The organism is Moraxella cuniculi DSM 21768 (assembly GCF_900156515.1).
Lineage (GTDB): Bacteria > Pseudomonadota > Gammaproteobacteria > Pseudomonadales > Moraxellaceae > Moraxella > Moraxella cuniculi.
Genome location: NZ_FTNU01000014.1, coordinates 1 through 14,087, shown reverse-complemented (window position 1 = coordinate 14,087; position 14,087 = coordinate 1). Strand labels below are relative to the sequence as shown.

The following is a 14,087-nucleotide window of genomic DNA, read 5'->3' as shown; positions in this document are numbered from 1 at the left end:
TGAGGAATTTGCTACAATAATTCATCAATTTTGGCAGGTTTAATGATATCATGTATCATCATCGCCACTTGCCCCATATCAAGAAATCATCATGTCAAACGCCAGCTTATCCTCGTCCCAAAATACCAAAAATCACACAGGCATTGCCGCCATTGACTGTAGTCTTGAAGAGGCGTATTTGATTGAGGCTTCGGCTGGTACGGGCAAGACTTGGACGCTGACGGGAATTATTTTGCGATTATTAATCGAGAAACGATACCCGCCCGAGCGGATTATTGCAACAACCTTTACCCGTGCGGCAGCGGCCGAAATGCAGGAGCGTATCAGCGAGCGGTTGCATGATTTTTATGCTCTGCTGCGTTGGCTGCAGTCAATGCAAGCACAAAAGCCAGCATGGTTCGGGCTACAAAACAAAACCGAAATTTTTGATGATATTATCAATCAGGCAAGGCTGGCAGGGTATGACTCTGACGATCCTATCAATGTGCATTTGTTGCAATTTATTCTTAATCAGCCTATTAATTATTTAGCAGAAGTTATCAATAGAACTTCATTATTATTAACCACACTTGATAAATTATTTGTCGGAACGCTAGACAGTCTTGCCCAAAAATGGCTGAAGGAATTTGCAGCACAAATTGGTCATCAGAGCGATCTTGAGATGCTTACCGATGCAAGTGATAGGGTCTTTGCCTTGGTGCATGATGGACTGCGTGCCGAAGAAATTAGGCTAAAAAATAACAATCCTGAAATTTATCAATTACTTAAGAAAAATTCACCCAAATTTTTTGGCAATATTGATGGCATTGCCAATATGGCAAATCAGGCGATGAATTTCTTTGGTTCGCCGATTGATACACCGCCACACGCACCGAGCATGGCGGAGATACAAGACCATCTAAACGAGATTTTGGCGACTGATTTTTCGGGTTTTGAGCCGTATTTTCAGCAGGAATATCGCAGGGAAAATGGCATCAAGTTGGCATTGACATTTTCCAAATCGTTAAACTTGTTGCCAGAGTTGGTCGATTTGGCACGGGTGCATGGCGTTGATTTTATTCATCATCTCAATGAAAATCAGCAAAAATTTCAACAAAAAACCCTAGAAGTTGGCAGGGGTAAATGGGATATTTTTACAAAAAAAGCAAGCGATCAGCAGGTGCAGGCATTTTTGCAGTTGCCGCTGGAGCGTTTGCAGCAGCTGTGTGGTTTTGCTGAGTTTCTTGACAATTGTGTTAAGCAGCATCAGGCTGTTATTGCGATAAATATCATTAATAAGGTTCGTGATAATATTGCAGGCTTGATGGAAAGTGTCGGGCAGACGACATTTACCTTGCAGATGGTGCGACTTAATGCGGCATTAAAAAACAACCCTGCGTTGGCACGCCATATCCGTCATCATTATCCTGTGGCACTGATTGATGAATCGCAAGATATTAATGGTTTGCAGGCGGAATTGATTCGTCTGATTTATCTGGACGAACTGCTCAATTATCAAAAAAATCTTCATCGTTATCAGCAGGTAGGTGGTGATAAACCGAAGTTGCCTCGTGGTTTTTTGTTGTTGGTTGGCGACCCCAAGCAGGCGATTTATCGGTTCCGTGGCGGTGATGTTGCCAATTATAATTTTATCAAGAATTTTGGCAAATCAACCAGTGGTGAACCGCTGATTAATCAGTCTTTGGTGCTTGATGTTAATCGCCGCTCAAATGCCAAATTAATCTCGGCACTTAACACATGGTTTGTTGATAATGGCGGCGTAGGCGTGGAAAATCATGCCAATCTGGGTGAGGGTATTTTTTATCGTACGATCAACGCTCACCAGCAAACGCAAGCATTAAGCTGGCAAAATACCAAAAGCGATGCCGTGCTTGGCAGTACGCCCGTCAGCATTTTGCATTTTAATCATGTCAGTGAAGATAAGCGGTCTTATCAAGATTATGCCATCGCCGCTCACATTAACTATATATTACAAAGCCAGCATACCATCTCGGGTCGTGCCATTAACCCTAGTGATATTGCTGTGTTGTCTTATACCACAGCGGCTCTGATGCCCATCGCTCAGGCTTTGACGCAATTGGGTATTAATTGCGTCAGCCCAAGAGATGAAAATGTCTTTACAACCCAAGCGGCTGCCGATGTTTTGGCATTGTTGCAAGCGGTTGTGTATCAAAATCGTCAAGAATATCTTGCCAATTGGCTGGTGTCTGACATTGTTGGCTTGACGCTGGATGAGGCGATGGCGATACTGTCAGATGACAAATCTACCACACATACAACTGCCAAAATCAAGCTGGCAAGTTATCTTAGACGCATTTGGGATAAGTGGCAAAAATCAGGATTGGCAAGTGCGTTGGGCTATGCTTTGCAACATACACCAATTGATATTGCATCACAATCATCACAAGCCAATCCATCGCTGTGGCTATCGGCAGCTGGTCTGGGTGAGCGATATTTGGCAGATTTGGAACGGGTGGTTGAGCTGTGTGGCAATGAGAGTGTTGCAATCAATCCGCTTGTGTTTATCAAATGGTATCATCAACAGATGCACAAAGAGGCAAATGAGGACAATAAACGCAGTAATTTGCTGGGCGAGTCTGGTGTGCATTTGATGACTGTGCATAAATCCAAGGGGCTTGAGTTTGCCATCGTGTATGTGCTGGGTCTGGATAGGGGATTGAACAGTAGAGTGCCGTTACAACTTTATGCATATAGTGATGAGCAGTATCAGCGTCGTCTGTCAGCGACGGCAAATAAGCATGGCGATGATAATTATTATGCCAAACTTGACGACAAAGAACAAATTGACGAAAAAAGACGGCTTGGTTATGTGGCTCTCACCCGAGCGTCCGAGCAGCTGTATGTGGTGGCGACAGATGCACACGCAGCGACAAAATTGGCACAAAGACCGATTTTTCAGTGGCTTGAAAATACCAATGATAAGGCACTTAGCTTGGCTTGTCGCCTTGATGGGCAGGTTGGCTGGATTAAGATGGAGGATGTGCCACTGCTTGACACACGGTATGAGCAGCACATTGACAAGCTAGAACCCAAGGCTTATGTGCCATGGTCGCAGATAATGCACAAAAATACCTTTATCGCCGAGCATAAAACCAGCTTTACGGCATTAATCACTAGGCTGGATAGTCAGCAGTTGGCACCTGATGATAGGCACAGTGATAGGCTTGGTGAGTTGATGACCGATGAGGCACTGACGGACGGTACCGAGATTCGTGCTGATTTTATCAAAGGGGCGGTGGCAGGTGAATTTTTGCACAAAGTATTGCAATATCTGCCAACGGACGAGATGGGCGTGATAGATATGGCGGTGGCGTATGAGCGAATCGCAGCGGTGGTGGCAGAGCAGGGCAGGCGGCTTGGTTTGCCAGAAAAATATCTACAGCCCAATGAGGATGCCACAGCTTACTGTGAACATCGGCAGTTGGTTGCGTGGCTTTATGATATTGCTTGGGCGAAGTTTGCCGCTTCGCATACGGCATTGGCAGAGCTTGCCAGAGTTCAGCAGCTGCGAGAGCTGGGCTTTGTGATGGGACTTGGCGAGCAATTTTCTGTTGCTTTGATAAATGAAGTTTTTGCCAAATATAGCGACAAAAGTTTGATATTGCTTGATGATGATTATACCGATGTATGCTACCGTTATTTGCGTGGCGAGATTGACTTGGTATATGAGTCGGCAGGCAAGTTTTATGTGGTGGATTATAAATCAAACTATCTGGGCGATGGCATTGATGATTACACCAGTGCCAATCTTGAGCAGGCAATGAATCGGGCGGGTTATTGGCTACAGGCGGCGATTTATCAGGTTGCTCTGCATCGTTTATTAAAAGTTCGCATCGCTGATTATGATGGCAACGAGGCACGCTATTTGGGGGGTGTGGAATATGTGTTTTTGCGTGGCATTTATCCGCACGATACAGTGGCAGGACGCTTGTTGTGGCAACCACCGCTTGAGCTGATTATTGAGCTTGACCGTATTTTATAATGGAATAAATCATGACCATATACACCACCGCCATTGGGAATTATGTTAGCCAGCGAGTTGCTGATAATCGCCAATGGTATGAATCAAAAAATATGCTAGATGGGGCGACCGATTTGCCAAAATCGGCAGAAGTTCTGTATCATCTGCTGCAATATGCGTTGTTTTTGCTGATTAATGATGGGCATACGGTGATGGTGCTTGGCGTTTCATCTGATGATAAATTTGCGTTGGCAAATCATCTGCCAAAGTGGCAAATTACCTGCCTAAGCCCTGTGCTTGACACGCTACAGCAGGCAGCAGGCGAGGTGGTGGATTTTGCCGATATATTCTGCACCATACAAAATGCCAGTCATTCAGAATCAAAGACCGACTGGTCGGTATTGATTGCTAGACTTAAGCATCGCTATATGGCAAGTTTGAACAAAAACACCCACAATCATGCACAGATTAGCCATCTGTTGGCAGTGTTTGAGCTGCTCTTGCGTGCGTTTTTTGTGATGAATAAAATCCGAAGCTTGCCAGATTTGGTCAAAACTTTGCAATCTAATCTTTTTTTTGCTGATATTATCAAAGCACAACAAACGACATCGGTGGCGTTATTGTACTTACAGCCACCGATTGACTATGTGTATCAGCACGAGATTTTGTGGCTATGGACGCATCGTGCTTATCAGGCAGAGATGCTGCTGATGAGACATATTATCCGACTGGCTGGGGCGAATGTGCCACAGTTTTCGCTGGACATACCTGACGGTATTAATGATAAGCAGCGTGCAGCGATGGCGATGATTGGCAATCAGGCATTTGGCATCATCACAGGGGGGCCGGGTACGGGCAAGACATTCACGGTGGCACAGATTGTCATCGCACTGGCTAGGCAGCAAGTGCCTGTCAGGCTGTCTTTGGTAGCACCAACAGGCAAGGCGGCACAGCGAATGGGTGAGTCATTACAAGCAGCCATGCCTGATGATGTGGAATTGCAATTGCCAGAGCCAAAAACCATTCACCGTCTGCTCGGTATCGGCACCAATGGTCAGGCTAGGCATCATGCTGATAATCCACTGCCACAGGACATGATTATCATCGATGAGGCATCAATGCTGGGCGTGGAGCTGGCCAGTCAGCTTTTTGCTGCCATTGCTACAGGGTGTCGTGTGATTTTGCTGGGCGATGCCAATCAGTTGGCGGCGGTTGATGCTGGTGCGGTACTGGCGGATTTATGCCGTATTGACAGCTTGGGCGATTTGCGCGTGCATTTGGACGAGTCAAGGCGATTTGATGGCAAGTCTGGCGTTGGTAGATTGGCAACGCTTATCAATCAGCAATCGTATGACAACAAGGCATTTTTGGCATTTACCCAGTTGCACCAAGCCTGTCATGATGTGGCATATACCGACATTGAGGCTTTTGTTGAGCCGTCATCGTGCTATGAGCAGCTGGCACAGCCTTATCAGGATTTTTTTGCGGCAACTTATGCTTCTCGCTTTGAGTTTGCAAAATTATCCGATGATACAATACCAGAATTTATTAATAATTTATTTAATATTTTGAATAAATATCGTATCTTGTGTGCCGCTCACAAAGGGGATTTTGGTGATGAAAAAATTAATGAATATTTAACCAAAATTCACAAAAAATACCAAAAAATGCCCGCCTCTTTGTCTGATTGGTATCATGGGTGTGTGGTGATGATTAATAAGAATTTGTATGAGTTTGGCTTGTTTAATGGTGATGTTGGTATTTGTTTGTACGCACGCACGGGCTTGACGGTGTATTTTGAGGGAGAGTCGCTGCGTGCAGTGCCAGCACAGCTCATCAGCGATGCGGTGGTAACGACTGCCTATGCCATCACGGTGCATAAATCACAAGGTTCAGAATGGCAGCAGGTGGCGGTGGTGTTTGATGAGAATAATGCACGGCTTTTGTCCAAAGAGTTATTCTACACGGCGGTTACGCGTGCCAAATCACAGGTGCAAATTTTTAGCACTGCTGATGCCATCACGCAGGCGATGACAACGCCAACCATTCGCCAAACAGGCTTGGCAAAAACAGCAGAAATCATCACGCAGGTGGGTTAGTTGGCTGCTTATACACGAAAGATGACAGGTTTGGTTGAGAATTTTTTGCAAATTTGCTAGAATTCGTTGTCTGTTTTGGCACGCGGTCAAATAGACTGTGCAAAATTGGGGATTTTAACTAGACAAACCTGTTTATTTATTGATATTAAGGATATAGTTATGGTAAATCAATCAATCAATCAATCAATCAATCAATCAATCAATCAATCAATCAATCAATCAATCAATCAATCAATCAATCAATCAATCAGATTATACTCCCAATTTAAATAATTTACAAGAAAAACAAGGGGGTAAGCAATGAATAATCTTACCCAAGAAATCTTGTTTTCATCAAACGCACAGCCTGAAAATCCACAAATTGCCCTTTTAAAACAGTATTTCCCGAACTGTTTTGACAAACACGGTGCATTTTTGCCTGACAAAATGGCAGAAATTGTGCATTCAGATGGCATTGCCACCCAAAAGGAAAGTTACAGCTTAAATTGGCTCGGCAAATCTTATGCCAAAGTATTAAAAGACGCACCGCCTGCAACTTTGCTTGCTGAAGATACCGCACACAACAGTCTGCCTCAAAACGCCAATAGCGAAAATTTGCTCATCAAAGGCGATAATTTGGAAGTGCTGAAACACCTAAAAAACGCCTACAAAAACCAAATCAAGATGATTTACATTGATCCGCCGTATAACACGGGTTCGGACGGTTTTGTCTATCAAGATGACCGTAAATTTACCCCTGAACAGCTCGCTGAATTAGGCGGTATGGATTTGGACGAGGCTAAGCGTGTGCTGGAATTTACCGCTAAAAAATCCAATTCCCACAGTGCGTGGCTGACCTTTATGTATCCGCGTTTGTATATCGCCCGTGAATTATTGCGTGAAGATGGCGTGATTTTTATTAGTATTGATGATAATGAACAGGCACAGTTGAAAATTTTGTGTGATGAAGTATTTGGGGAAGAGAATTTTGTTGCGGAATTGCCCACTATTATGAACTTAAAAGGCAATAATGATGAATTTGGTTTTGCAGGTACACATGAATATACTTTGGTATATTCAAAAAATAAAGAAATATTAATTTTGAATGAATTTTCTATTGATGAAGAAAGTTTAAATGAGTGGAAGAAGGATAAAAAAGGATTTTATAAACAAGGTGCAAATTTAAAAGCAACAGGAACAAATGCACCAAGAGAAAAAAGACCAAATTTATTTTTCCCAGTGTTTATTGATGATAATAACAATATATTTGTAACAGAAGATGATGAGGAACCTATAAATAATTACGGAAAATTAATTAATATTTTACCTATTACAAATAATCAAGAAATGTCGTGGCGTTGGAGTAAAAATAAATTCATGAGTAAAAATGATGATATTATTGTTTCAAGAAATAATGGAAATATTTCATTATACAAAAAACAAAGACCATCATTAGGTGATTTACCATCTAAAAAACCAAAAACATTATTCTATAAGCCACAATATAGTAGTGGTAATGGAACAGCTATTATCAAAGATTTATTTGATGATGAAAAAGTATTTCAAAACCCAAAACCATTAGAGTTGTTGAAAGATTTTATTAAAATAGCAACTTCTAGTAATGATTTGGTTTTGGACTTCTTTGCAGGCAGCGGTACAACCGCCCACGCGGTAATGCAACTCAATGCCGAAGATGGAGGCAATCGAAAATTTATTTGCGTGCAGTTGCCAGAAAAAACTGATAAAAAATCAGAGGCATTTAAAGCAGGTTATGAAACGATTTTTGATATTACCAAAGCCCGTATTGAAAAATCAGCCCACAAGATCTGTCAAGATTTCCCCAATGCAAGCGGTGATTTTGGTTTTAAAATTTACCAAACAGAACCAAACTTTCAAATCGCCCATAATGAGGATTTTGACCCCATTCAACCCGATTTACCCGATAGCGTTAATGCAATGCTCAGTGATGAACAATTACACACGCTTTTAACCACTTGGCGTGTATATGACGGCTCAATGCTATCTGAAAAAGTGCAACCCCTTGATTTAGCGGGCTATACCGCTTATTTCTGCCGAGGGCATTTGTATTTGTTGGCAAGCGGTTTCTCATCAGAACATATTATAGCCTTGATTGATCGCTTGGATAATGACACAGATTTTGTGCCTGAACGCATTGTTTTATTTGGAAAAAATATGGACAGTGCAATGCAAAAAGAATTAGCCCAAGCAGTGAAAACCTATGCCAATAAAAAAGGGTTGAATAATTTAAGTGTTTTAGCGAGATATTAAAATGGCAGGCTTTACTTACGAAAAAAATTTACCACACCAAGAGCGTGCAATTGAATCGGTTTTGTCTGTTTTTGATCGTGCAAATTCCAATCAAGGCAACCTTGATGAAAATCCGATTATTAAACTTTCAGATAATCTAAAAGCAGATAATTTACGCAAAATCCAACAGGCTAATGGCATAGGTGATGCCCCTCTTTCAGGCAGTAATATCATTGACATTTCAATGGAAACAGGGACGGGTAAAACTTACACCTACACCAAAACAATGTTTGAATTAAACCGCTTGCTTGGCGTGTTTAAGTTTATTGTGGTGGTGCCAACCCTTTCCATTAAAGCTGGCACGAAAAATTTTTTGGCAAGTTCCTCTCTGACTGAACATTTCCGCAAAGATTTTTCGGGACGGTATGGTAATAAAGAAATCAGCCTGTATGTGGTAGAAAGCCAGAAAAGCAAAGCGAAAAAATCATTTATGCCATCTGAAATTGTGCGTTTTGTAGAAGCAGAAGATACGCAGAAAATCCATATTCTGCTAATTAACGCAGGTATGATTAACTCGGACACAATGGCAGGTAAAGATAAAAACAATGATGGTAGTTGCTTAATTAAAGATAAATATAATGTGCCGTTTGAGGCATTAGCCTCGGTAAATCCTTTTGTGATTGTGGACGAACCACATAAATTCCCTACAGAAAAAACCACTTGGGAAAATTTATTAAAATTTAATGCTCAATTTATTTTGCGTTATGGGGCAACTTTTAATAATCAATTTGAAAATTTGGTTTATCGCTTAACCGCCATTGATGCATTTAATGATGATTTGGTCAAAGGCATTCGCGCCTTTACCGAAGAGATTGACGGTGATAACGGTGAACGGATTAAACTGATTGAATTGGACGGCAAAGAAGCTACTTTTGTTTTAAACAAGCAAGAATTTAGGTTAAGCAAAAATGATTATTTAAATCGCATTCATCACGCCATTTCAGACTTATTTGTTGCAGAAATGAATAAAACCAAGTTGTTATTAAGCAATGGCATTGAAATGAAAAAAGGCGATACGCTCAACCCTTATTCTTACAGTGATACAGTACGCGATAAAATGATGCGTCAAGCCATTAAACAACATTTTCAATTGGAAAAACAATTACTTACACGACAAGGCGGGCGAATTAAACCGCTTACGCTATTTTTTATTGATGATATTCAAGGTTATCGTGATGAGCAGAATCAGCTTTCAGACAGCTTAAAAAAAGTATTTGAACAAATGGTAAAAGCTGAATTGGAAAATTGCTTGAAAAATGAAAATGATGGATTTTTATGCCAATATTGGCAAACGGCATTAAATAATATCGCCAATACGCACGGCGGTTATTTTTCGCAAGACAATAGTGATAAAGACGAAAAAATTGAGCAAGAAATCACTGAAATTTTGCACGATAAAGAAGCGTTATTATCACTAAACAATCCACGCCGATTTATTTTTTCCAAATGGACGCTGCGTGAAGGTTGGGATAATCCCAATGTATTTCAAATTTGTAAATTGCGTTCCAGTGGTAGCGAAACCAGTAAATTACAGGAAGTGGGACGAGGGTTGCGTTTGCCTGTGAATGAATATATGGCACGGGTTAAAGATCACGCATTTTTCTTGAATTATTTTGTCGATAGCAGTGAAAAAGATTTTGTCGAAACTCTGACCAAGGAAGTGAATAGTGTGGTAAGTAAGCCAATGATTTTCACAACATTAAACGATGAATTGATTGAGAAAATTCAGGCAGCTTATCCTGATGAAACTAAGAAAAGCATACGCAGTAAATTGGCAGATTTGACCGATGATAATGATGATTTTTTGGCAAATGGATTTAGCAAAACTCAAAAATTATTTCCCAAGGCATTCAAGGTTGATTGCTTGAAAAATGGCAAAATTAAACCTGCCAGCGACAAAACCCAAAAAGTAAAAATGCGTGTCGGCAAATATGATGAACTCAAAGCTTTGTGGGAGACCATCAATCAAAAAGCTATTTTGCAATATAAAATTGATGGCGAAGATGAGTTTTTAAACTTATTTAAACAATATTTGCGTGATAATGCAGATAAATTTACACTCACAGGTATCCGCACGGTAAAAAATGAAATTTACGTCAATAATGATTTATTAACAACAGTAAAAAGCGAAAGTATTTACGATGAACTTTTTGAACCAATGAACACACTGAATTATCGTAAATTCTTGTTAAAATTGTCGCAAGAAACTTTTATTCAGATGAATACATTGCACCAAGCCTTTTTTGCGATGCGTGAAGAAGAAAAGTTGGATATTACCAAATTTTTGAATGAGCGAACGATTAAAATGATTCACGCAGGTTTTGATCGTTGGTTATTATTAAATTCGTTTAATGAGTTTGAAGTGGGCTATCATCGTGTGGGCGGTAGTATTCACCCAACCAAATTCACCGATCAAAAAGGCAATGCCTTAACGGAAGTGAATGCAGCTGATTTGGGGGCGCAATTTGATGATGCTACACCCTTAGCTGAATTTTTATTTGAAAGTGTCTTTTTTGATAGCGAATTAGAACATAGCAATATGATAGATAATCAAGTGCAAGAAGTCGTGGTGTTTACCAAAATTCCCAAAAATTCCATCAAAATTCCTGTAGCAGGACGTGAAACTTACTCACCTGATTTTGCTTATATTGTAAAAACATCAGCAGGTGAAACGCTAAATTTGATTTTGGAAAGCAAAAATGTAGAAGATTCAAATGCTTTACGTAAGGAAGAAAATCAAAAAATCAAACACGCTCAAAAATTGTTTAGCGAAATATCACAGCAAACCAAAGTTGTCTTTGAAACGCAGTTTGAAGGACAAGAAATTACTACCTTGCTCAGAAATCATTTAGATAATTAAATTATTTCGTTATTGGGGAAATATAACAAACGGCACGATTTACAAAATTTTAAAAAATCAGACCGCTTGTGTTTCCTCACAAATCGCCAAAAACGCCTTGACCAAGCTAGACGGGTGGCGTTGCGATAAATACAGCAAATGCACAGGGTAGGCGGGTTTGGCGAAATCTGTCAGCACTTCTGCCAAGCCGTGTTCGGCGATGAGCTGATCGGCAAAGTGGTCAGACAGCAAACAAAACGCCAAGCCTTTTTTGGCAAAATGGGCGAGAGTGTAACTGTCGTTGGAGGTAAAAATGGGCTGAATTTTGACCGCTTGTTCGGCAAATTGCCAATGAAATTCACGCTGTCCGTTTTTTGCCCACGCCACGCAAGGCAGATTTGCCAAGTCTTCGGGGCGTTTGGGCGTGCCGACTTTTGCCAACAAATCAGGGTGGGCGACAATTTTCGTGCCGACTTCGCCGAATTTTTTGGCAATCACATTTTCGGTTTGCAACTGTCCAAACCGCACCGCAATATCAATGCCGTCCTCAATCAAATCCACCACACGGTCGGTGATTTGGCAATGCACCTGCACATCAGGATAGCGTGCCTGAAACAGGGCGATTTTATCCCACAAAGGGCTGAACCCCGAAAAGGTTGAAATCCGCAATACGCCACTCAACCGTGCAGACTGAAACAGATTTTCCGCTTGGGCGAGCTGGTCAATGCTCAAATAAACCTGCTCATAAAGCTGCTGCCCAGCCATTGTCGGCTTTGCCCCTTTTTTGGAACGGTCAAGCAGTTGCGTGTTTAACGCTTGTTCCAGCTCGCCCAAACGGCGGCTGATGGTGGCAATCGGCACGCCCAATTTCTCACTGGCGGCAGAAAGGCTGCCTGTCTGCACAATCGCCACAAATAGGCGGAGGTTATTTAAATCCATCGGTTTTCCTTTTTATATATGGAAGTTATTTTATTATTTTTTGTGGGATTATTCTATTATTTTTTTTGAGATTTGGTTGATGCTAGGACTGTCTTATAATAAGATTGAAAAGATAACCCATTGATTTTCATTAACTTTTAATGGTTTTCTTTGTGGCGGTGATTTGATTATCGGCTAACGCATTATATCTTTATCACCAACTTTGTACAGCAGAAATAAGCGTTTGTATAAAGCGATAATCGGACTGTTGGTTATTTGTGGGAAGTTTTATTTTAAACTTTGCAAACTTCTCAGTTTCTTACCTATAAGAAAATTTGCCAGCCAGTGCTTTTTGCAGATTTGGTTAGAAATAGCATCATTTATTTAGACAGTTTCTTTTTATCATTTTAATAAACACCTATATCATCACCTGCACCTTATAGCTTCTATAAAATACATTAGCAAAAATATTAATCGTTATAGAATTTTAGGAAAACTTGCTATAGAATTTAAAATTAATTTCTATATATAAGTTAATTATGCGAAAAGTAGGCAAGGGTAGAATCTTGGACAATCCTGATGAATGGTTTAACGGCGACCTTATTTATCAGCCAATTGCCAACCATCTCAGCGATGGCGACACTTACCACCCCTGATTTTATGTGAGTGGCTGGCGTAGGGTGGGAAGTCCAATGGCTGTATTTGGTTAGAAAACAAATCCTGATGGCAACTTTGATATCTCAACTGGAAATCTCGGATTGCCCCATGGCATTTGATATTCTGCAAAAATAGGCTCCTCATTGGAATAAACACAAAAGTGAATTTCTTGAATTAAGATCTCAGAATGACTATGATAGATTTGCAAGAGATTTTGTGGAAAATCCACCTACTGGAACCTTAACAAAAACTAGATCTGATGGGGATGTTCTTTTTTATCAACCATCTACGAATACTTTTGTTATCAAAGATAAAAATGACAGTATTAAGACAATGTTTAAGCCAAAAGATAAGGAGAAATATTGGAATGCTCAATAAGATAACATTTATTAACGATGGTGAATTTTTATGTCCGTGTTGTAATCAAACAAAATTTCATCAAGATGAAGAATTTGATATATGCCCAATATGTTTATGGCAATATGATAAAATTCAAATAATAGACCCAGATTACTCTGGTGGTGCTAATGGATTATCTATTAAAGAGTATAGAAAAAATTATTTATTACAAAAAGATAAAAGGTGATTGAACATGCCTACGCTAAGAAAAATGTCCAGCAGTGTTTGAATGGTAAGTTTTTGATATTCTTTAGCTTTTTGAGTATTGTATTTATTGATGAAAGCATGGCTGGCATCAATATGGCTGGAGGCAAAATTCTTAGCAAGGCTTTTAAAAGCAAAGATGAAGCTGAAAAAGTGTTGGATAAGGCTAGAAAAGCTGGCAGAAAATCTCAAGAAAGTAAAGGTGTCACCAATCCAGAGGTGCAAAAATTAAGCAATCCTCCCGTGCCACAAGGTATGACAAAGGACATGGTTATTCAATAGCATAGGTTTTATAAGAATGAATATGCTAGAAATTTAAATAATCTTACTGCTGAAAATAGAGTGGTATTCATTATACTAAAATGTTACAATCATATCACCATTGTTTTTATCTGTCAGAGATTTGAACCGTGAACCATATTTATAAAACCGTCTTTAATAAATCCACACAGACTTGGATGGCGGTTTGTGAATATGCTCGTGGTGTGTCTTGTAACAGTGTCAGTGCTGGTAACAAGCCGTCAATAAAAGGCATGATGGGCAAAGTAACCGCTTTATCCTTTGCAGTATTTGTGGCTTTACAGTCAGCCCACGCCAACACCCCAACAACCATCTTAGCCGACAAATCCGCCGATAAATCACTACAACCCATTGTTCTACCCACAGCCAGTGGCATCACTTC

At 40.4% G+C, this 14,087-nt stretch carries 9 protein-coding genes; 8 read left to right on the top strand and 1 reads right to left on the bottom strand.

Going from position 1 to position 14,087, the window contains the following annotated elements:
• Positions 1 to 91: 91 nt before the first annotated feature.
• The 4 genes from BW928_RS08155 to BW928_RS08140 all read left to right on the top strand — a co-directional run bounded on the left by BW928_RS08155 (position 92) and on the right by BW928_RS08140 (position 11,248).
• The gene (locus tag BW928_RS08155; protein WP_076555739.1) at positions 92 to 4,003 is read left to right on the top strand and encodes a UvrD-helicase domain-containing protein; all 3,912 of its coding nucleotides are present in this window, start codon (positions 92 to 94) and stop codon (positions 4,001 to 4,003) included.
• A gap of 11 nt (positions 4,004 to 4,014) precedes the next feature.
• On the top strand, positions 4,015 to 6,081 hold the full coding sequence (gene recD / locus BW928_RS08150) for an exodeoxyribonuclease V subunit alpha (protein WP_076555738.1): 2,067 nt from the start codon (positions 4,015 to 4,017) through the stop codon (positions 6,079 to 6,081).
• Positions 6,082 to 6,381: 300 nt separating this feature from the next.
• Positions 6,382 to 8,349 (top strand): site-specific DNA-methyltransferase, encoded by a 1,968-nt coding sequence (locus tag BW928_RS08145; protein WP_076555737.1) that lies wholly within the window; start codon positions 6,382 to 6,384, stop codon positions 8,347 to 8,349.
• Between the two features lies 1 nt (position 8,350).
• Positions 8,351 to 11,248: a type III restriction-modification system endonuclease gene (locus tag BW928_RS08140; protein WP_076555736.1), complete on the top strand. Its 2,898-nt coding sequence runs from the start codon at positions 8,351 to 8,353 to the stop codon at positions 11,246 to 11,248.
• Between the two features lie 57 nt (positions 11,249 to 11,305).
• Here the strand turns inward: BW928_RS08140 and BW928_RS08135 are convergent, their stop codons facing one another.
• A complete protein-coding gene (locus BW928_RS08135; protein ID WP_076555735.1) occupies positions 11,306 to 12,166 on the bottom strand; it encodes a LysR family transcriptional regulator in 861 nt (286 codons plus the stop codon).
• Between the two features lie 852 nt (positions 12,167 to 13,018).
• Here BW928_RS08135 and BW928_RS11950 point away from each other — a divergent pair.
• The 4 genes from BW928_RS11950 to BW928_RS11450 all read left to right on the top strand — a co-directional run.
• A complete protein-coding gene (locus tag BW928_RS11950) occupies positions 13,019 to 13,180 on the top strand; it encodes a hypothetical protein (RefSeq protein WP_211277311.1) in 162 nt (53 codons plus the stop codon).
• Positions 13,170 to 13,388 (top strand): CPCC family cysteine-rich protein, encoded by a 219-nt coding sequence (locus BW928_RS08130; protein WP_076555734.1) that lies wholly within the window; start codon positions 13,170 to 13,172, stop codon positions 13,386 to 13,388. Before BW928_RS11950 ends, BW928_RS08130 begins: the two co-directional genes overlap by 11 nt.
• Entirely contained in the window at positions 13,385 to 13,687 is a 303-nt protein-coding gene (locus tag BW928_RS08125; RefSeq protein ID WP_076555733.1) for a hypothetical protein, read from the top strand. Before BW928_RS08130 ends, BW928_RS08125 begins: the two co-directional genes overlap by 4 nt.
• A gap of 128 nt (positions 13,688 to 13,815) precedes the next feature.
• Positions 13,816 to 14,087: ESPR domain-containing protein (locus tag BW928_RS11450; protein ID WP_144295807.1), on the top strand; the 272-nt coding region annotated here is incomplete at its 3' end.

What these genes read in the sequence shown, in the direction of transcription:
- BW928_RS08155 (WP_076555739.1), top strand. Translation starts at nt 92, where the DNA reads ATGTCAAACGCCAGCTTATCCTCGTCCCAAAATACCAAAAATCACACA.
- recD (WP_076555738.1), top strand. Translation starts at nt 4,015, where the DNA reads ATGACCATATACACCACCGCCATTGGGAATTATGTTAGCCAGCGAGTT.
- BW928_RS08145 (WP_076555737.1), top strand. Translation starts at nt 6,382, where the DNA reads ATGAATAATCTTACCCAAGAAATCTTGTTTTCATCAAACGCACAGCCT.
- BW928_RS08140 (WP_076555736.1), top strand. Translation starts at nt 8,351, where the DNA reads ATGGCAGGCTTTACTTACGAAAAAAATTTACCACACCAAGAGCGTGCA.
- BW928_RS08135 (WP_076555735.1), bottom strand. Translation starts at nt 12,166, where the DNA reads ATGGATTTAAATAACCTCCGCCTATTTGTGGCGATTGTGCAGACAGGC.
- BW928_RS08130 (WP_076555734.1), top strand. Translation starts at nt 13,170, where the DNA reads ATGCTCAATAAGATAACATTTATTAACGATGGTGAATTTTTATGTCCG.